Source organism: Candidatus Cloacimonadota bacterium (assembly GCA_019429305.1).
Classification (GTDB): Bacteria; Cloacimonadota; Cloacimonadia; order Cloacimonadales; family JAJBBL01; genus JAHYIR01.
In genome coordinates, this window is the sequence record JAHYIR010000024.1 from 1 (window position 1) to 19,325 (window position 19,325).

Consider the following 19,325-nt stretch of genomic DNA (forward strand, 5'->3'; position numbering starts at 1 on the left):
CCTTACTTAAATACAATGTCATTGCTGCTGTCAATGTCGTCTTACCATGGTCAACGTGACCGATTGTTCCGATATTGACATGCGGCTTAGTCCTAACAAATTTCTCCTTTGCCATCTTTCCTCCTGCCTTTTTTCCTCTTTCAATACTTAGTGTTAATTATGGAGCTCATGACCGGACTTGAACCGGTGACCTCCTCCTTACCAAGGAGGTGCTCTACCGGCTGAGCTACATGAGCCCTATACTTAACACTCTCGCTCAATATTTAATACACAAAATGGAGCGGGAAACGGGATTCGAACCCGCGACCCTTAGCTTGGAAGGCTAATGCTCTAGCCAACTGAGCTATTCCCGCACCTATAAATGGTGGAGAGGGGAGGATTCGAACCTCCGAAGGCTTCGCCGGCAGATTTACAGTCTGCTCCCTTTGGCCGCTCGGGAACCTCTCCACATTTCTATTCTGGAGCCGATGAAGGGAATCGAACCCCCAACCGACTGATTACAAATCAGTTGCTCTACCGTTGAGCTACATCGGCTTTTTTTTACAAATACCTAAGGTTATACGCTGAGTAAAGACCTAACTGAGTGTTTATAATCATTTTACGAACCTGATTTTACACTGAAGAGACAGAAAATAATATAGTGTTTTTATGTCAACTATTTTCAGTGATTTTAATTCAAGCTAACAAGTTTTTTTTGTGACTGATTTTATTCTTCAATCACTAAAGATCATCTGTTCCTTTATGAAAGAGATATCTTATGCTTACTAAAGAACTCCAAATCACTGTTATGAAGAGAAATCAAGGTATTATGGTAATTTCTTGATATATTAATAGCAACTAAATCTTATTGAATGTTTCTCGGGTTTATTCCTCTTTCTCAAACTTCCATTTAGTACCCTCAGGAGTATCTTGTAGTATTATACCGAGTTTTTTGAGATCATTTCTGATCATATCCGCGTAGAACCAATTTTTTTCAGTCTTGAATTTTTCACGATATCCAATCAACAATTCAATGATTTCATTACTACTACCTACAACAGCATCTTTCTCCAGTTTATCAGTAAGATATTGAAAGAACCCTAATACATTGCCTAATTTACGAAGAGTTTGCAAGAGATGCCTTTGAGAATCTTTTGTTTTAGAGTTATTGAATGTTTTCGCTATATCAAAGAATATGGCTATTGCCTGAGCAGTGTTAAAATCGTCATTCATAGCTCGCATGAACTCTTCACGATACTCTTTGATAACCCTTAATTTCGAAATATGCTTTAATTCATCAGTATTGAAATCTCTAAAAGGTTGATAAAGTCTTTTCACCGCAGCTTTTGAAGATTGTAATGCCTCTACATTAAAATCAATGGGGCTTCTATAATGTTTACTCAAGTAGAAATGTCTGATAGTCTCGGCATTGTATTTTTTTAAAACATCTCTCACTGTGAAAAAATTATCCAAACTTTTAGACATTTTCTCACCCTCTATGTTGATAAATCCGTTATGCATCCAATAATTGGCGAGCGGCTTTCCTGTAGCAGCTTCTGCCTGAGCGATCTCATTTTCATGATGAGGAAAGACCAGATCTGTTCCTCCACAATGAATATCAAAAGTCTTTTGAAAAATATCATGCGACATGACCACACATTCAGTATGCCATCCCGGTCGTCCATACCCCCAAGGGCTTTTCCATTTTGGTTCTCCCGGCTTATTTTTTTTCCACAAAACAAAGTCAGCCGGATGTTTCTTTTTAGTATCTTCTTCAACTCTAGCGCCGGTGATTAACTCATCAATAATCTTTCCCGATAACTTGCCATAGCTTTTTATAGACTTTACAGAAAAAAAGACATCCCCCTCAACATGGTATGCATTCCCTTTTTTTACTAGTATTTCGATGAAATCTATCATCTTTCTGATATATTCGGTAGCTCTGGGATATTGTGTTGCTTTTTTGATCTCTAATGCCTTAATATCTTCGAAGAAGGCTTTAATGTATTTATTTGATATCTTTTCGATGGGAAGTTTCTCTGCTTTCGCTTGATTGATTAATTTATCATCAATATCCGTAATATTCTGGATATAATTGACTTTCATACCGAGAAATTTGAAATAATTTCTCACTATATCGAAAAAAAGAAAAGCTCTCCCATTGCCGATATGAAAGTAATTATATGTTGTAGGACCACAGACATACATATCTACTTCATTCTCTTGTATCGGTTTAAAAATCTCTTTTCGTTTAGTCAGAGTATTATAAATCTCTATCAACTATCCTCCGTACTTCGTTTTATCGTCTCAAAATAGTAATAACAGTGTCTCCGTATTTCTTCTGTTTGGTTATCTTAGATAGCCATGCTTCTTGAATCATTTCTTGGGCAGCATGCTCAACTACAACAATCCCATCATCAGCCAAGATATCTGCTTCAAATATCGCTGCAATAGTTGAATTGACATAGTTGCTATTATAAGGTGGATCTAACAAGATAAGATCAAATTGATTTGCTGCTGTTCTGAGAAAAGTATCAACCTTCTGTTTATGTATTTTGGTCTTGTCTTCATAATGTAGTTTGTTAATATTTTTTACAGCAACCTGTACAGCTTTCTCCGATCTATCAACTAATTCCAGTGATTTAGCCCCACGACTAAGTGCCTCAAAACCGAGAGCTCCGGAACCGGCATAAAGATCAAGCACCCTCAAATCTGTGCAATCATAGATTATAGAAAAAATCGCTTCCTTTACATAATCGGTAGTCGGCCTAGTTTTTTTACCGGCAAGTGATAGCAATTTGTGTCCTTTCTTTTGACCGGCAATAATTCTCATACCAGAACCTCCCGATCAGGACTTTTTTTTCTTATTCCGTCTTGTCTCCTTCCAGAACTCAAAAGAGAGCTGATACGGTTTATATAAGTAATTAGGACAATTTAGCAGTTTAACATTGCTATACTGCTTACAGTCATTGTAACAATGCTCACAAAGTTTATTTACTTGTGATTTCTCTTTTATCTTCATTACTAACTATTATCATCACTGACATAATTCTTTATGAAGCTATCAATTAACTCAGGTAAGGTTATGTCGTCAAGACTTCTATCTTTTATATCTAATCTGCTAAGAAAATCCAGAAAATCAGAAGCCTTAATTTGTTTCCAACATTCTTGATCTAAAACTAATTGAGGATTTGATTCCATTTTTTTTCTCTCTTTGGCTTTCTCTTCTTCCAGTAACCGTTTCCACTCCAACCCAATCTCCTCACTCATCCCTTGAAATTGCTTTTTCTCATCAGAATTTATCCCGTTAAGTTCTTCTTGATCATTTTTTTGTAAATTATCGATGACCTTTTCAAACTCACTAAAGAGATTTTCCGGTAAAATTCCAAATCTTTGTAGCTCTTCTTCGGTAAAGATTTCTGTCATTAGAGGATCATACTTCAATTCGTAAGATGAAAATATTTTGTCTTTCAACTCACTGAGTTTTAACTTATACTCTTCTCTGTTCTCAGTTTTATAAAGATACCAATAAGCTATATATGCAGCAAAATAATGTTTTTGTAACTCATACAACTCAGCAATGGTTGCTGTTAAAGATATACTAAATCTCTTATCTGTCATCATCTGCATAAAACAACTCTTTGATATTTTCTAAAGTCTTGGGACCTATTCCACTGATATCGAGTAATTGGTCAATATTTTTAATCCGTCCTTGTTCTCTGATGTAATTAAATATACTCTCCCCCCGTACCTGACCTACTCCTCTAATAGCCATTAAATCCTCTATAGAAGCGTCGTTGATATTCATTAGTGAAGAAAAATCTCTCTGACCCATATTTAGTGTTTTTTCATCTGATTCATCTTCAGAAGATTCTAACCGATTGTTTGATTCACCAAAAAACTCTTTAATTTTTGCCAACGTGACCTCTCCGATGCCTCTAACATTTAACAAATCATCAACAACTATAGGTTTGTTAGTTTCCCTATAAGCAATAATAGCTTGGGCTCTGGCGGGACCTATTCCCGGTATAACCTGTAATTCTTGTTCAGTTATCGTATTGATATCAAACCTAATAGGAACAGGATCACTGGCAATGACCTTAAGCGAATCCACCAGTGAATCTTCTGCCTCTAAACCACTGTAATGGATTACTATTCCAACAATTGCAGCAATTAATATAAAGAAAACAATTTTTTGCTCTGTGGGTGTCAGGTAGTTCCTTAAAAAATTATTTATCCTTGCCATAGATCAGCTCAGAAAAGAGAGAACCTAAAATTCGATAATTTACAATCAAATTTTCCGGTAAAACTTCTTTATCTTCTTCATAAATGTTCTTTAATTTGATAGTATTCAAATCCCTATATAATAACTCTTCTCCTTCAAATAATGAACTGGCTACCAAGCTTGTTTCGAATTCTTTCCATCCTAGTTTTTCTGCTGTAGTCCATACTCTATGAACTATATAGGGTAATTTTTGATATGAATGATCATCTATGGGAATAGATAACTTTTGTGAAGAATGTAACATAAGGTAAATTCCTATTTCCGGTTTTGTTTTCCCATAATTAGCAATCAGGTCATGAAATGCTTTATTATAAGATCTGATTGTGTTATAGTTGCCTTCAGACCCTAAAAAGACAAGATCAACTCCAAACTGATCTGGGATATGAGATGATAACATGCTTGTCGTTTCTAGCATCAAACCTACATTGAATGCTATCCGTTCTGTTTCTGCTCTACGATAAGCAGTATCATCTAAACCAGCGGGAATATAAGGTGTTATTAACAATATTCGTCTGCTATACTGAGGATAAAACCTACAGATGATATTGATATTAGAATTCTCTTTATCAATAGTTATCGGAAATTCTTCTATAATTGCATCACTCTTTTTTAGTTGATTTAATATATACTGGAGAATAATCTCATTAACGCTGTTATCCTCTATATTAGCAAAATAATCCATAATCTTTTCATAATGATTGATAGAATGATTCGTATGAAAAATTCCACGTTTCTGACAAGAAGCCAATAAAAATACAAAAATGATGATAACAACAAAGGGCTTGATAACTTTCATAATCCACACCTAACTTTCTGAGTACAGAATCTGTCGTTAATTTCTTTTGTCAACCCTTAAGCAAAAAAATATGATTTTCTCTATCCCCAATGAAAATACAGTACATTAGATAATTCACCCGTTTTGATATTTTGAGCATAAAATCGTTCTGATTCCTCCTCAGAATAATGAAATTCAACTTTTTTATTCTGATTAAAGCAAAGTTCGATATATAATAAGTCATTTTCTGGTGCTGGAAATTCTCCTATAACCTTAAAGATACGGATTAACGAACTAGGGTTGAGCTCCTTCTCAAAATAGAAGTTTTTCAGCTTTAGATTAATCGGTTTAGTTTTCAGAAGATAGTACGGATAGTGTCTAAACAATTCTCTTATCTTCTCATGTAGTGTCGGTACAGGATTTTCATAGGCAAGTTTCCAAATATCCCGTGTCCTCTTTCTCAAAGGAGTATTGATATTATTTTTATAAACTTCCGGTTTGTATAGTTTGACCTGTCTACCCCCGTGAGAATTCTGAAAAATATATTTACCACACTTTCCATGCATTGAAACCGTAAGATTCATTAATCTGATCAGACTTTCGGGTAACCGCCAATAATACATCTTTTTCATTTTTTCCTCCAAATTTTTTCTTCTGAAGTGCATCTTTTTCACACCCCTCTACTTATATATGCATCACAAATCTGGATTTTTTATGGAAACCTGAATAATATATAATCATCTGCAATCCCTTAAGGATAAGATTTACCAGGCATTTTATTGTAGTTAGAAAAATATTTTTCCTTATGATTTATCATAAGGAAATCATTAGGCACTACACGAGTCGGTTATAACCGACTCGTGTAGTGCCTAATGATATATTGGAAATACTGGAAGGAGCTAACTTCTTGGATTTTTAGGAGATACTGAAGAATTTTGCAGTTGCTTTGGCATAAACATCTACATTATCAACAATAGTTGCCTCTGTTTCGATAATTTTCTTTCTGATGTTGATTATTGAACCCTTCACAATATAATCTATATCCGGTTTAAGTGGTTTTTTATAGTCAATAGTAATCGTAACGGTTACTGCCTTGATATTATTGTGCAGGATGATCTTTGCCATTGCCTCATCAAGTATAGCAGCAACAATACCACCGTGTATGATGTTATCATACCCTTCGAAATGCACTGGTAGTCGAAACTCTGCCTGAGCAATATTATCAGGATACGTGAAAGTCAACTTTAATCCGATCGGATTATTCATGCCACAGATAAAGCAATTATCATATCTCTCTTCCATATAAGGTCCTCAGATTCACTTTTATTTGACAGCAAAACTATTCAATAAATTTTTTCTCTTAGTATGAGGTGAAAGATGAGACCAATAGAATACAAAATACTTAAAATGTTAGAAAAAGAGAGCTTGAGTTTCGATGGCATCGAAGAAATAATTGATAGTACCAGTCGGCAGGAGTTAAAAAAGAGTTTTCCTGACGAATGTCATTTCCAGACGAGCCGCTTCTTCGCTAAGACTGTTATAGATAGTCTCTTACGAAGCAATTTAGTGAAAAAAGAGGGTAATAAATACATTCATAAAAAACAACTCGAAAAGGGGAAACAGACACAAAAACCCTGATTGCTTACTCAATTACATTTAACTCTAGTACTACTAAATAAACTCTGGCAAAAAAGAGGATACCACACCAAAAGCTAATTTATTCGAAACCTAGTTCTTTCTCATATTTAGTCATGGCATCGACAGCAAGTTGCAGAAATTCATCGAGTTCCAGTCCAAGTTTGATACAGTCAGCAATTTGTTCACGATTTGCTCCGGCTGCAAATGCCCTGTTTTTATACTTCTTCTTCAAAGATTTTAGTTCGATAGTACTAATTTTTTTATCCGGTCTCATCAGAGCAGCAGCCACTATCAACCCATTAACAGGATCAGCAATCCATAAACTCTTATCGAGATCAGTCGTAATTGGTGCCTGTTCAGTATGCGATTTAATCGCATTTTTCATTTCCGATGTAATATCTGTGTTCTGCAAAAGTTCCATTGCCATTAATCCGTGTTGACTGAAATCATTACCTATAACTTCAAAATCAATATCATGTAGCAAACCTGTAATAAACCATACTTCCTGATCATAGTCAAATTTCTCTGCCAATTTCTCCATGACTGCCGCTGTTGCTAAGCAGTGTTTTCTTAGATTTTCACTTTTGAGGTGTGTAAAAAGTAGTTTTTCTGCCTCTTTTCTGGTAATCATTCTAACTCCTTATATTTCTTTATAACATATCCCATTTTCTTAAGATTTCATAGCAGGCGATACCATAAGCTACACCTACATTGAACGATTCTTTCCGCCCACTTAAAGGTATTTTTAAAACCTGATCTGCTTTTTCCAAGACCTCTTTTGACAGTCCATGAGCTTCATTACCGACTATAATCACGGCAGGTTGTGAAATTGAACTTAGTTGTATGGGTTGGGCATCGGGAGAAGTTTCTAATGCAACCAAGCGGATACTCTCTTGCTCTTTGAGTTGATCAATCAATTCCAGAATATCTTTCCTTCTTTCCCAAAGAATCCATTCATCAGTTGCCATAGAGGTTTTTTTTACTTTGATGTTGTCCGGTGTAGGAGTATAGCCACACATATAGACCTTCCTGACACCAAAACACTCACTAGTCCGTATAATGGAACCGACATTGAACGCCGAACGAAGATTTTCTAAAATAGCGTACAGAGGGACTGTTAGATGTTTTTTGCTTTCATTTTGCCTCGGTTCCATAAGATCATGGTCTCGCGGTTCTTTACTATATTTGGTCAGCAAACTAGTAAAGGTGGTCATAAACTCAAGATGAGTTTTACTCTGAAGTCTTTTGGCTCTTGTTAATACATTGCTCAAATCACGATTTGATGAATCTACAACATATTCAAGACAATTTTCTAACTCCACTAAGAGATTCTTGCGCTTCTCCTCGTCCTGCCATAACTTATCTATTTCATTGACGAATGATGTGATGATTCTGATCTTTTTCTCATCAGTAAAACTGTTGAATTTATCCTGCGAATATTGCATAATCTTCTTCATTTAGATCTCAACTTCAGTAATTTACTTGATCATATTAATCATCGAGATATTCTTTCAAGACAAATTTGTTGTCAAAGTAAAAAAAGATTGTCTAAAATATTGCCTGTAGAGAGTGTCGATAAGGAGGAGATATGATGTTTGAATACAGTCGAAAGATCTTCGGTTATGAATGTGATATTTATGGTCATTTGAACAATTCCGTTTATCAGAATATTTATGAGGAAGCTCGTGCTATGGCGCTAGATGAGATGCAATTACCTTTGAAAGATCTTAATGACTTAGGGATCCAGATATTCTTAAAGAGGATCGAGATCGATTTTATAAAAGGCATCCCTTTAGGGACAGAGATCATCATTAGATCACGTATAATTGAATTTAGTAGGGTGAAATCAATTTGGAAACAGGAGATTTATCACCAAAAAGGTACTTTGATGTCTAAAGCAATCGTTACAGGAGTTTTTATCAAAGAAGGAAAACCTTATCGTATCGATAAGGATCTGGAAGATAGATTTCTTATTTACATAACCATACAAGAAAATAGCGTTTAGTAGTGTAATCAGAGATAAATAAATCCTTCGTTATATTCTGCACTATAAGAATAACACTTGATTAATGTTGGGGGTTAACCATTGGGGTGCAGAAAACTCAGGATGACAATACTATGTAACATAACAAATCATGTGTCAAGCGTAGAAAAAAAATGAAAGTTTAATTAAGTATAAAAAAAAAGGCGGAAAGTAGCTCCGCCTTTTTTAATAAATAATCCGCATCTATACGTATAGCTTTAATAGCGGTTCTTTTCTTTAATTCTTCCTTTTTTTCCGGTAACTCTTCTCAGATAAAATAGCTTAGCTCGTCTTACATGACCAAACCGTACAACTTCCATCTTATCAATAAGAGGTGAATTCATCGGAAAAATTCTCTCTACTGCGATACTATTGCTAATCTTTCTTACCGTGAAAGATTTGGAAGCACCGGAACCCTTTTTCTGGATAACGATACCCTGAAAAACCTGAATTCTCTCTTTAGCTCCCTCTTTGATTTTATAATGAACCTTAACAGTATCACCGACCCTAAATTCCGGTAGATCGGTTCTCATTTGTGTTTTGTTAACTACTTGAACTAAATCCATCTTTTCCTCCTTTATTTTTCGGAAGCATTCGATCCAATATAATTGCGACAGCACTACGAACAGAAAGATGATTATACTCACCGGCTCCTGAAATAGATTGCAAGATAAAGTCAGCAGACTGGTGTAATTCATCTGCCAGACCATAGCCGGTGCCGAATATTAAAAAAATTGGTTTCTGTTCTTTATTAATCGTTGGATAAGCATCATAACCAATCTGATCTATCCTATCTTTAGCGGTAGTAGTGATGATTATTGGTTCAAATCCTTCCTGATTTTTTATAAACTCCTTAGCTTCAATGAGCGTACTACAAAAATTAATGTTTCCCAAAGCTATCGCTCTGTCTCCTTGGTATTTTTTGCCAATCTCACTATGCCAAAACTTCACAATCTTATTAAACAACTCTCGCTGGCTTATGAGTGGATTGATAACAAGATAGTTCCTTACTCCATATGTCATACAAGTACGGGAAATATCATGAATATCCATATTTGTTATAGATGTTGTAACTATTTCTCTTTGTTTATTATATACCGGATAATGAACCAGTCCAATATAGATATTAGCTTTTGCCATAATATAAATCCGGTCTTCTAGTCATAGTAAGTTCTCTCGCCTTCATTTGACGCCACTTGTCAATCTCAGCATGATTCCCTGAAATTAAAACGTCCGGAACTTCTCTATCCATAAACTTTGCTGGTCTCGTATAGTGTGGGGTCCCTAACAATCCTCTCTGATGAGAATCTGTCATTGCCGACTCAATATCCCCAATAACACCATCTATGAGACGAGAAACGGCATCGATCATCACCATCGCTGGTACTTCTCCTCCTGAGAGGACATAATCGCCGATTGATATCTCATCCGTTACCAACATATCTCTTATTCTCTGATCTATTTCTTTATAATGACCACAGAGAAAAATGATTCTCTCCTTATCTTTATAACGAGAAATGATATCTTGATTTAATAATCGTCCTTGCGGCGTAAAATAGACAACCGGTGCCTTATCTTCACCCAATACCGATGTAATCGCTTCATACAGAGGCTCCGGCTTCATTACCATCCCAGCTCCACCACCAAAAGGATAATCATCTACCTGATGATGTTTATCGGTGGTAAAGCTTCTGATATTATGCAGATTTATTTCTAACAATTTCTTCTCTCGAGCACGAAAGACAATACCGTTATCGATGAAACTAGCAAATAATTCAGGAAAGATTGTTAAGATGTCAATTTTCATAAGTCTATCAGTTCCTGAATATTTTTCACGACTACTTTATTGTTCTCGTAGTCTTTTTTTATTACATATTCATCAACATCGGGAATCATAATACTCTTCTCATCTTGATTAAGAGTAACTACCAGAACATCATGGGCTCTATTATTGAAAATGTCAGCAATAATGCCGATTTTCTTGTCCTGATAAAAAAGTTCTCTACCTATAAGATCTTCTTGAGAAAATGATAAAAAGTCGTAAGTTTCACTATCTACAGCTAACCAAGCTTTATTTGCTTTCCTTAACTCGGAAATAATTTCCTGATCCTGAAATTTACCGGTTAGACGTGTCCCCTTTAAACAGAGTCCCTCTGTAACGACGAAACGAATCTTTTCGTCATTGATAATAACAAAGAACTCATCTATAGACAGAAAACAGGCTTGGAAGTTCGCATAAACACGAATTTCAAATGTTCCGTCATCTTTATAATTATACCCAAACCTGCCTATTTTTATCAGGTTATGCGTGTCCACTACTCAACTATTTCTAATTCGGATCTTTTTCCCTGTTTTGTAGAAACAGCATTCAAAATAGTTCTGAGTGCACCAGCAGTACGACCTCTTTTACCGATAATTTTTCCTATATCAGATTTTGAGACCTTCAATTCGTAGATAGTTACCTTTTCACCAACGATTTCTTTGACATCTACCTGACTTGGATCATCAACAAGTGCTTTTGCGATATATTCTAGAATCTCTTTCATATCTCTACTCCTTTTCTCCGTTTGATTCATTCACAGATGAATCTGACTGTTTAACGTATTTGTACTCATGAAATTTCTTCAGAACGCCAGCTTTTCTAAACAAAGCACGAACTGTATCCGATGGTTGCGCACCATCTTTAAGCCATTTCATGGCTTTTTCTTCATCAAGTTGCAATGTATATGGATCGGTTTTAGGATCATAATACCCTAAAGCTTCAATATATTTTCCATCTCTTTTCCATCTGGAATCCACTGCTACTATCCTATAAAAAGGCTGATCCTTTGCTCCCATTCTTTTCAATCTCAACCTAACCATTTAATCTCCTTCTTTTTCAGTATTTATTATTCGTATAAGACCTCTAAAATAAACTTCTTATTATACGGTTAAAAGTCAAGGTTTATTTAAGAAACTTGAAAGCAGCTTTCTTAATATTACCCTGATTAAATTGTTTCAACATTATCTTCATTTGATCATATTGTTTCAGTAACCTATTAACGCTTTGAATATCAGTGCCACTACCATCAGCAATCCTTTTTCTTCTGGAACCGTTCAAGATATCCGGGTTCTCGCGCTCTTTCAAGGTCATAGATGATATTATTGCTTCAATTCTTTTGGTCTCTTTTTCTGAAAACTGTGTCTGATCAAACATCTTGGCATTTACTCCGGGTATCATTTGCATTATTTGTTGCATAGAACCCATTTTTTTCAACTGTTGCAGTTGTTCATAGAAGTCATTGAGCGTAAAAATATTCTTTTGTAATCTTTTATTAAGTTTTTCTGCTTTTTCAGTATCCATTGAAGCTTCAGCTTTCTCGATCAAAGATAGAATATCACCCATACCAAGGATACGAGAAGCCATTCTTTCAGAGTGAAATTCTTCAATATCAGAAGCTTTTTCACCTATCCCGATAAAGGCAATTGGCTTATTCGTGACCGCTTTGATAGATAAAGCAGCACCCCCTCTGGCATCACCATCCAATTTAGTTAAAACTACAGCATCAAACTCCAATTGTCGATTGAATTCAGAGGCAACATTTACAGCATCCTGACCGGTCATGGCATCAGCAACAAACAAGACAAAATCTGGTTTAACTTGCTGTTTTAATTCAATAACTTCATTCATCATTTGCTGATCGAGATGCATTCTTCCAGCAGTGTCAAAGATCAGAAGATTCTTCATCTCTTTGTCAGCTAGAGCAATACTCTTTTCAGCTATCTTTCTGACATTATTACTATCGTCATAAACAACAGGAACATCAAGTTGTTTTCCGAGAGTTTGTAATTGTTGAACCGCAGCCGGTCGATGAATATCACAAGCTGCTAATAACGGGACAGCCCCTTTTTTTCTCAAATAATTAGCCAGCTTGATACAAAAGGTGGTTTTACCCGATCCTTGTAAGCCAACCATCATAATTTTGGTCAATTTATTGTCATAGATTTTAAGATCGAATTTCTCTTTACCCATCAAGAATATCAATTCCTGATGAACAATTTTAATTAGCTGTTGTCCAGGAGTTAAGCTTTTCATCACCTCGGTACCAATAGCTTTTTCCTGCACAGTATTAACAAAATCTTTAACAACTTTAAAGTTAACGTCTGCCTCCAAAAGAGCCCGACGTATCTCTCTCATCGTTTCCTTGATATTATCTTCGCTAAGCTTGCCCTGTCCTCTTAGTTTTTTAATTATCAGTTCCATTCTGGAGGAAAGGTCATTTAACATTGCGTAACCTCCCGATTGTTAACGAATAATCATTTGTATTAAAGATATATGCTCCCGCAACAAGGATATCAGCACCCGTCTCAATTAATTTTGGTGCATTTATATTATTAACTCCACCATCAACTTCTATTTCAAATTCAGACCTTTCTTTAGACATTAACCTGACATTCTTGATTTTATCATAAACAGTGGGAATAAACTTCTGCCCACTAAAACCAGGATTGACGCTCATAAGTAGAACAAAATCAAGATCAGATATAACCGGCTCAAGTATGCTTTCAGATATTCCGGGATTTATCGCCCAACCTACTTTTATACCCATATTTTTCATTTGGTAGATAAGTCTGTGATTATGATATACTGTTTCCGGATGATATGAAATGTATCTCACCCCTATAGCAGCTAAATCTTCGATATAATTTTCAGGATTCAAGACCATCAAATGAGCATCGAGTGGAATTGAAGTCAGCTTAGCTATCTTGGATATCAAGGGTGCACCAAATGTTAAATTTGGTACATAATGACCATCCATAACATCCAGATGTATCAAATCTGCTTGAGCAGCAGTAATTTTTTTTATCTCTTCACCAATATTACTTAGATCTGCAGCTAATATTGACGGAGCTATCTTAACTTTTCTTGGCATCATCCTTTATATAGAATACTATGTCCTTGATTTCAATCTTTAGTTTCTTTTTTATCCTTTCTTTTAATTGATCGCTGATCAAACTTAGTTCTTGTTTAATCACACTGTTAGCTACACCTACAAATAAGGTTTTTTTTTCAATACTAGATACATAGGAGTTTTCTGCAATATACTTTCCAACAATTGTTTCCCAATAAAAACAGATGCTGATGTAATCCCTATTCTCTTCTCCCAATATTTTGACTAAAAGTTTCTGTAATGGGGTATCCAGCTTATCTAAAGCCATATTAATGACAAATATCTTTGTGGTTTACGGGGTAGTTTGTGAATCAGATACCATTACTCCTTAATAAATTCTCGAGGAGAGGCAAGCATGTTTATTCCAGTCCATGTTAATACACAAATTATGAGAGCTGCATAATAAGCAGAACCCAGTGCATTATACGATTTATCATATTGCATCATCAATATCGCTGGCATAGCACATACAATCACGAGCAGAACATATCCACCGATAGTTTTAAGAATACTGAGCTGGTCTATTAAACGGATGGCAATAATAGCCAATCCAATGAGAATAATTGTCAATATGGTCAATATTACATACATACCGGCAGCAAAACCAATACCTCTAAAAAAGAAATAGGGCATTAATACTCCGATAATTATCAAAATTGCTCCAAATATCTTCCTGAAAATTCCTAGAAATTTTGGTTTCTCTGTAGACTTTCTCTGCCTTTTCATATTATATAGCAATAATAATGCAAAGATGACCAGAAAGATAAGAAAATACAATGGTACCATAAGCTGCGGATTATCAGTAGCAAAACCAATGGAAGCGAATGCAATCAACAAAACCAGCCAACCTAATACCTTAATCACATTTCCTAAAATTTTCTTCATAATGTCACTCTCCAGATTATTCTTCATTTTCAACAATTACTTTTATATTGGCATCAACATCGCTGGCAAGATGAATTCCAACATCATAGTCACCAAGTGCTTTTATATGTTTCTCACCTCTAATCATGGATTTATGAATCTCAAATCCTTTCTCTTTTAACGATTGAACGATATCTACATCAGATACTGAACCATAAAGATGATCATTCTCATCTGCTTTTCTCTGGTAAACAAGTTCGATACCCTCGATCTTCTGTGCTAATGCCTTTAAGGCATTAATATGTTCCAGCTCTTTCTTCTCGGCAACAAGCTTTATTGCTTCAATTTTTTGTAAATTCTTCTTATCAGCTATAACAGCATAGTTTCTCGGGATTAAAAAATTCCGTGCATAGCCATCGGCTACTTTAACTACTGAACCCACCTTTCCAAGCTTCTCTATACTCTCTAATAAAATAACTCTCACGGAGCCTCCTTATTATCTTGTTTAATATTTTTTACCTATATATGATTGATTTTTCTTATGTCAAGCCAATTATCAATTAACCCAAGCAAAGATACTATCAGTGCAAAATAAACGTTCACAAAAATCAAAACAATCACTGCTATCAAAATGAGTCGACTGTTCTTAAGATGTTTCTTACAGCAAAAATCAACAATTGCTAAACCCTGTAACAACATAATTATTGAGATTATCACTACTATATTCAAGCCAAATACTCTTGTAAACTGTATTAATGCTAAAACAAGTGCAACAATTAATAGATAAATCAATGATTGAGGGAGTTTAAACAGATGATGTTGCCATTTGAAAGCTACTCTTTTAGAAAAAAATAGTGTAGCCAGATAAACTGCAAAAATCATTGATGCAGACCATATTGCCAAGTGATAATCAATCATAATAATCCTAATCTGCTCTAAAATCGATTCTAACTGTCCGTTCGTATTACCTATTATCGTGTCGCTTGATAAAAATGTTTCATACCCTTGAAAGATCATATCCACTCTCTTCTGATAGATACCACTAAACAACACATAACGAAAAACCCCATAAGCAATTTGGCTCAAACATCCATAATACAATGCTATCGAGTGGTCTTCTGTTTTCTTTATAACATGAATAAAGATCCAAGATACTAATAAAACACTTCCAAAGATATCCGAAACTTCCAGAATTGGTATTATTCTTGATAAGTATAAGACTATTAAACTTATACAAATAATCGAATAGAATGTGATTCTTTGTCGCGGTTCTTTATCAAGCAAATAAACACAACCTATGGATACAATAAAAATGTATCCGAGAAAGGTTGATAGAATTGATATTACCAGAGTTGCTAAAGCAATAATGATCACGAACTATTCACCAACGAATGGTAATAATGCCATAATCCTTGCTTTCTTAATCTCCTTGGTTAGTCTCCGCTGGTGTTTATTACATGTTCCGGTTAATCTCATCGGTTCGATCTTGCCACTTTCTGCAATATATCTCTTCAATATATCAGTATTTTTATAATCAATAACTAATTCTTTGTTTTGACAGAAGGCACAAACCTTCTTTCTAAAAACCCTTTTCCTAGTTGGATCAAAACTCATTCTATATCTCCTTATTCTAATCTTCTTAATAAAATCTACTTAGTTTTCCCTAATTACGAACTCCATTTCCTAATGGGATCGTATTCAAAAACAGTAACCCTATAGAATTTCTTTTTCTTAAGTCAAGAAAACTTTCATTACTTAAAATGGCACATCATCATCAGTAACATTCTGATCTGTAATGTTTGCATCATAGTTCGATGCAGGTTCATCAGAAGGACCATCATCATAAGATGTACCTGTTTTCTCTAAGAAATGTATCCTATTGGCTACTATCTCAACAAATTTTCGTTGTTGGTTATCTCTGTCGGTGTACATAGAAGTTTTTAAATACCCTTCAAAGATAACAGGACTTCCCTTATGTAATCTTTCTGAACATAACTCAGCTTGTTTACCCCAAACACTAACATCCATAAAACTAGCTTCCTCAACCCAGTTCCCATCTTGACCTTGATAAACACGATTGAAAGCCAGTCCAAGTTTAGCTACTGGGGTGCCTTTGGGAGTATATCTTAGTTCTACTTCTCTGGTTAAATGTCCACTGATCACAACGGAATTAAGTCGGGGAAATCTCATTTCTTTTGCCATGTTTTCTTACTCCTCATTTGCTCTCAAGAGATTGTAACGAAGAATGCTCTCATTCAGCTTATATTGGTTTTCTAATTCTGCTAGATTCTTCGCCTCCATCTTGAAATAGTTAATCAGGTAATAACCTTCTTTTTTCTTCATTATTTCGTAAGTTAAAGTCCTTTTACCCCAATCATCTGTTTTAAGAATCTCTCCGTTAAAACTTTGAATCATACTAAGAATCTTTTCGTTTTCCGATTTAACATCTTCTTCTGATAAATCGGGGTTAAATACAATCATACTTTCGTAATTAATCATTCTTTTCCTCCTTCGGTCTAGGATTCCGAAATTAATAGTATTTTTTCGGAATAGGATACACTGTTTTTACTAAAATAATCTATCATCTGCTTATAATCACCTGTAATGAATTGCTCTACTAAACCACAGGCAAAGCTTTTCGTTTCGTTGATAACTTTTTCTTCTTTTTTACTAAAATTCGACAGAACATAATTCGCAAGTTCTGCCAATTTGGGAGATCCTATACCAACCCTCATGCGAGTAAAATTAGTATCATTTATAGCGTCAATTATTGATCTCACTCCTTTATGACCTCCATCAGTACCTTTCTCCCTAATCCTAATTTCACCTAATGGTAAGTAGATGTCATCGTAAATTACCAATAAAGATGAAACATCGAATTTATCAATCGCCTTTGATACAGCTGCTCCACTGAGATTCATAAAAGTCGTTGGTTTTAGAAAGACAATATCATTCTCCCTGCTATAGTGATAGAGAGAATCTTTCTTGAAACCGATATCTCGCTTTTTCACGATGGTGTCAATAACCATAAAACCAATGTTGTGTCTGGTCTTACTGTACTTTTTCCCATAATTGCCCAGTCCAACAATCAGTTTCATAATTTACTAACAAGAAACATTAGAAAGGCTGATTTACTTTTCAGAATCAGTTTCTTCTTCACCCTCAGGAGCTTCTTCTCCTTCCTCAGTGACTTCTTCTTCAGCTACTTCTTCTTCAACTAATGCCTTAGGTGGATGTACGATTACTACAGAAACTTCAGGAGATAAACTGACTTCTAAGTCTTTGATAGGCAAATCACCTATTTGGATACTTTTGCCAATTTCCAGATCAGAAATATCAAGTTCAATATCTTCAATTAGATCTTTAGGAAGACATGTAATCTCGATTTCTCGAATCATGGTTTCTAATACACCACCGTCTTTGACTCCGACTGGAGTACCAACGAATTTAATTGGAACATTAACTTTGATCTTTGAGTCCTTCTGCAGTTCTAAAAAATCTAAATGCTGAATCTCTCTTGAAACTGGATGTATTTGTTTATCCTTAATTATAGTTTGATACTGTTTTTTCCCAATTTTTACATTGAAAATCACTAATTCACCGATAGTTTTTCTATATTCTTTCAGAAATAGGTTCTTATCCAATTTGATAGATAGAGGTTCTCTACCCGGTCCATAAATTACTCCCGGAATAAAATTACTCTTTCTTAATTCATTCAAATCGGACTTGGTGCCAATCTCTCTTTCGGTTGCTTCGATAACTATATTCATCTTTCCTCCGTTGATTATTTTTTTATGTTCTTGAGACTCCTTACTTGCCTTTTCAAATTTCAGTGCAAAAAGTCAAAAGTAAAGCAAGGCAGTTCGGTTATCTGAATAGAATACTGATAGATTCTTCCAGATGGATTTTCTTTATTGCAATAGCTAACAACTCTGCTATAGACAATTGGACTATTTTTTCACACTTCTCCTTATCCTTAGACAAAGATATCGAATTTGTTACAAAGAGTTTCTCAATCGGAGATTCTTCAATGTTCTTGATGGCATTACCAGATAATACGCCATGAACACAAGCCGCAAATATTGCTTTCGCTCCCTGTTCTTTCAATGTGTATGATATCTTAGTTAAACTCCCACCTGTATCAATAATATCATCGAACAATAATGCATTTTTACCTTTAACATCACCAATAATGTTTAAGATTTCCGAATTATCAACATTTCCAGTTCTTCTCTTATCACCTATAGCCAAACTGCAATTTAATCTTTTAGCTAAAGCTCTCGCTCTATTTGCTCCTCCAGAATCTGGAGAAACTACTACCAAATTATCCAAATCAAGATTTGTCTTGAAGTGTCTGGCAAAGATCGGTATGGAGTATAAATGGTCAACCGGTATATTAAAGAAACCCTGGATCTGATCAGCATGCAGATCTAATGTAACAACTCTGTCAGCACCTGCAACAGTTATTAAATCTGCTACCAGTTTTGCCGTTATTGGTATACGAGGTTGATCTTTTTTGTCTGATCTAGCATACCCATAATAAGGAATAACACAATTGATTCTTCTCGCAGATGCTCTTTTTAGGGCATCTATCATTATTAAAAGTTCCATTAAATTATCATTAACTGGATAAGAGGTAGGTTGTATAATGAATGTATCATTCCCACGCACATTCTCATTGATTTTCACAAATGTGTCATCATTAGAGAATTTAAAAATCTCCGCGTCGCTTAAAGGTATCCCGGCAAAAGAAGCGACTTCTCTTGCTAAATTGACATTAGCCGAACCAGAAAAAATCTTTAATCTTGTATACATTACATTTTTTCTCTG

At 35.0% G+C, this 19,325-nt stretch carries 30 protein-coding genes and 4 tRNA genes; 2 read left to right on the forward strand and 32 right to left on the reverse strand.

From position 1 onward, the window contains the following. The 12 genes from K0B81_08050 to K0B81_08105 all read right to left on the reverse strand — a co-directional run. Window positions 1-115, reverse strand: a 115-nt coding sequence (locus K0B81_08050; protein MBW6516548.1) for a hypothetical protein, incomplete at its 3' end; no start/stop codon positions are given. Window positions 116-160: 45 nt separating this feature from the next. After that, window positions 161-236: transfer RNA gene (locus K0B81_08055), tRNA-Thr, on the reverse strand. A 40-nt stretch (window positions 237-276) separates the two neighbouring features. Then, window positions 277-353 (reverse strand) — tRNA-Gly (locus K0B81_08060). A 9-nt stretch (window positions 354-362) separates the two neighbouring features. Beyond that, window positions 363-447, reverse strand: a tRNA-Tyr gene (locus K0B81_08065). Window positions 448-459: 12 nt separating this feature from the next. Next, window positions 460-534: transfer RNA gene (locus tag K0B81_08070), tRNA-Thr, on the reverse strand. 330 nt (window positions 535-864) lie between these two features. After that, a complete protein-coding gene (gene cysS, locus K0B81_08075; GenBank protein MBW6516549.1) occupies window positions 865-2,256 on the reverse strand; it encodes a cysteine--tRNA ligase in 1,392 nt (463 codons plus the stop codon). A gap of 22 nt (window positions 2,257-2,278) precedes the next feature. Next, entirely contained in the window at window positions 2,279-2,812 is a 534-nt protein-coding gene (gene rsmD, locus K0B81_08080; GenBank protein ID MBW6516550.1) for a 16S rRNA (guanine(966)-N(2))-methyltransferase RsmD, read from the reverse strand. Between the two features lie 191 nt (window positions 2,813-3,003). Beyond that, the gene (locus K0B81_08085) at window positions 3,004-3,609 is read right to left on the reverse strand and encodes a hypothetical protein (protein MBW6516551.1); all 606 of its coding nucleotides are present in this window, start codon (window positions 3,607-3,609) and stop codon (window positions 3,004-3,006) included. Beyond that, entirely contained in the window at window positions 3,590-4,225 is a 636-nt protein-coding gene (locus K0B81_08090; GenBank protein MBW6516552.1) for a helix-hairpin-helix domain-containing protein, read from the reverse strand. The genes K0B81_08085 and K0B81_08090 overlap by 20 nt, the downstream gene beginning before the upstream one ends. After that, entirely contained in the window at window positions 4,209-5,060 is an 852-nt protein-coding gene (locus K0B81_08095; protein MBW6516553.1) for a hypothetical protein, read from the reverse strand. Before K0B81_08095 ends, K0B81_08090 begins: the two co-directional genes overlap by 17 nt. A gap of 80 nt (window positions 5,061-5,140) precedes the next feature. Next, a complete protein-coding gene (locus tag K0B81_08100) occupies window positions 5,141-5,671 on the reverse strand; it encodes a hypothetical protein (GenBank protein MBW6516554.1) in 531 nt (176 codons plus the stop codon). A 283-nt stretch (window positions 5,672-5,954) separates the two neighbouring features. Then, complete coding sequence (locus K0B81_08105) at window positions 5,955-6,341, reverse strand: PaaI family thioesterase (protein MBW6516555.1); 387 nt, start codon at window positions 6,339-6,341, stop codon at window positions 5,955-5,957. Between the two features lie 75 nt (window positions 6,342-6,416). On the opposite strand from K0B81_08105, the gene K0B81_08110 reads away from it, so the two are divergent. Further along, window positions 6,417-6,677, forward strand: a complete 261-nt coding sequence (locus K0B81_08110) for a hypothetical protein (protein ID MBW6516556.1) — start codon at window positions 6,417-6,419, stop codon at window positions 6,675-6,677. Between the two features lie 79 nt (window positions 6,678-6,756). Here the strand turns inward: K0B81_08110 and K0B81_08115 are convergent, their stop codons facing one another. Both K0B81_08115 and K0B81_08120 read right to left on the reverse strand, forming a co-directional pair. Continuing rightward, window positions 6,757-7,308, reverse strand: coding sequence for an HDIG domain-containing protein (locus K0B81_08115; GenBank protein MBW6516557.1), 552 nt, complete (start codon window positions 7,306-7,308; stop codon window positions 6,757-6,759). Window positions 7,309-7,327: 19 nt separating this feature from the next. Then, entirely contained in the window at window positions 7,328-8,134 is an 807-nt protein-coding gene (locus K0B81_08120; GenBank protein MBW6516558.1) for an RNA methyltransferase, read from the reverse strand. A 131-nt stretch (window positions 8,135-8,265) separates the two neighbouring features. Here K0B81_08120 and K0B81_08125 point away from each other — a divergent pair, with 131 nt between their 5' ends. Beyond that, a complete protein-coding gene (locus tag K0B81_08125; protein ID MBW6516559.1) occupies window positions 8,266-8,682 on the forward strand; it encodes a thioesterase family protein in 417 nt (138 codons plus the stop codon). 236 nt (window positions 8,683-8,918) lie between these two features. Here K0B81_08125 and rplS read toward each other — a convergent pair whose 3' ends face one another. The 18 genes from rplS to K0B81_08215 all read right to left on the reverse strand — a co-directional run bounded on the left by rplS (window position 8,919) and on the right by K0B81_08215 (window position 19,310). Continuing rightward, a complete protein-coding gene (rplS, locus tag K0B81_08130; GenBank protein MBW6516560.1) occupies window positions 8,919-9,266 on the reverse strand; it encodes a 50S ribosomal protein L19 in 348 nt (115 codons plus the stop codon). Further along, on the reverse strand, window positions 9,244-9,840 hold the full coding sequence (locus tag K0B81_08135) for an RNA methyltransferase (protein MBW6516561.1): 597 nt from the start codon (window positions 9,838-9,840) through the stop codon (window positions 9,244-9,246). Before K0B81_08135 ends, rplS begins: the two co-directional genes overlap by 23 nt. Further along, entirely contained in the window at window positions 9,827-10,507 is a 681-nt protein-coding gene (gene trmD / locus K0B81_08140) for a tRNA (guanosine(37)-N1)-methyltransferase TrmD (protein ID MBW6516562.1), read from the reverse strand. Before trmD ends, K0B81_08135 begins: the two co-directional genes overlap by 14 nt. Then, window positions 10,504-11,016: a hypothetical protein gene (locus tag K0B81_08145; GenBank protein ID MBW6516563.1), complete on the reverse strand. Its 513-nt coding sequence runs from the start codon at window positions 11,014-11,016 to the stop codon at window positions 10,504-10,506. The genes trmD and K0B81_08145 overlap by 4 nt, the downstream gene beginning before the upstream one ends. Continuing rightward, entirely contained in the window at window positions 11,016-11,246 is a 231-nt protein-coding gene (locus K0B81_08150; GenBank protein MBW6516564.1) for a KH domain-containing protein, read from the reverse strand. Before K0B81_08150 ends, K0B81_08145 begins: the two co-directional genes overlap by 1 nt. Before the next feature lie 4 nt (window positions 11,247-11,250). Beyond that, complete coding sequence (rpsP, locus tag K0B81_08155; GenBank protein MBW6516565.1) at window positions 11,251-11,562, reverse strand: 30S ribosomal protein S16; 312 nt, start codon at window positions 11,560-11,562, stop codon at window positions 11,251-11,253. An 82-nt stretch (window positions 11,563-11,644) separates the two neighbouring features. After that, window positions 11,645-12,967 carry a signal recognition particle protein gene (gene ffh, locus K0B81_08160; GenBank protein ID MBW6516566.1) on the reverse strand — a complete coding sequence of 441 codons (1,323 nt, stop codon included), beginning with the start codon at window positions 12,965-12,967 and terminating at the stop codon, window positions 11,645-11,647. Continuing rightward, window positions 12,957-13,613, reverse strand: coding sequence for a ribulose-phosphate 3-epimerase (gene rpe, locus K0B81_08165; GenBank protein ID MBW6516567.1), 657 nt, complete (start codon window positions 13,611-13,613; stop codon window positions 12,957-12,959). Before rpe ends, ffh begins: the two co-directional genes overlap by 11 nt. Next, the gene (locus K0B81_08170; GenBank protein MBW6516568.1) at window positions 13,597-13,899 is read right to left on the reverse strand and encodes a DUF721 domain-containing protein; all 303 of its coding nucleotides are present in this window, start codon (window positions 13,897-13,899) and stop codon (window positions 13,597-13,599) included. Before K0B81_08170 ends, rpe begins: the two co-directional genes overlap by 17 nt. Before the next feature lie 53 nt (window positions 13,900-13,952). Further along, window positions 13,953-14,516, reverse strand: coding sequence for a hypothetical protein (locus K0B81_08175; GenBank protein ID MBW6516569.1), 564 nt, complete (start codon window positions 14,514-14,516; stop codon window positions 13,953-13,955). Between the two features lie 16 nt (window positions 14,517-14,532). Next, window positions 14,533-14,979: a 50S ribosomal protein L9 gene (rplI, locus tag K0B81_08180; GenBank protein MBW6516570.1), complete on the reverse strand. Its 447-nt coding sequence runs from the start codon at window positions 14,977-14,979 to the stop codon at window positions 14,533-14,535. Window positions 14,980-15,014: 35 nt separating this feature from the next. Further along, a complete protein-coding gene (locus K0B81_08185) occupies window positions 15,015-15,869 on the reverse strand; it encodes a YybS family protein (GenBank protein ID MBW6516571.1) in 855 nt (284 codons plus the stop codon). A gap of 3 nt (window positions 15,870-15,872) precedes the next feature. Beyond that, window positions 15,873-16,109 (reverse strand): 30S ribosomal protein S18, encoded by a 237-nt coding sequence (rpsR, locus tag K0B81_08190; GenBank protein MBW6516572.1) that lies wholly within the window; start codon window positions 16,107-16,109, stop codon window positions 15,873-15,875. Window positions 16,110-16,250: 141 nt separating this feature from the next. After that, window positions 16,251-16,697, reverse strand: a complete 447-nt coding sequence (gene ssb, locus K0B81_08195; protein MBW6516573.1) for a single-stranded DNA-binding protein — start codon at window positions 16,695-16,697, stop codon at window positions 16,251-16,253. 6 nt (window positions 16,698-16,703) lie between these two features. Further along, on the reverse strand, window positions 16,704-16,994 hold the full coding sequence (rpsF, locus tag K0B81_08200; GenBank protein MBW6516574.1) for a 30S ribosomal protein S6: 291 nt from the start codon (window positions 16,992-16,994) through the stop codon (window positions 16,704-16,706). Between the two features lie 17 nt (window positions 16,995-17,011). Continuing rightward, on the reverse strand, window positions 17,012-17,593 hold the full coding sequence (gene pth / locus K0B81_08205; protein MBW6516575.1) for an aminoacyl-tRNA hydrolase: 582 nt from the start codon (window positions 17,591-17,593) through the stop codon (window positions 17,012-17,014). 33 nt (window positions 17,594-17,626) lie between these two features. Further along, on the reverse strand, window positions 17,627-18,265 hold the full coding sequence (locus tag K0B81_08210; protein ID MBW6516576.1) for a 50S ribosomal protein L25: 639 nt from the start codon (window positions 18,263-18,265) through the stop codon (window positions 17,627-17,629). Between the two features lie 97 nt (window positions 18,266-18,362). Then, window positions 18,363-19,310: a ribose-phosphate pyrophosphokinase gene (locus K0B81_08215; protein MBW6516577.1), complete on the reverse strand. Its 948-nt coding sequence runs from the start codon at window positions 19,308-19,310 to the stop codon at window positions 18,363-18,365. Window positions 19,311-19,325: the final 15 nt, after the last annotated feature.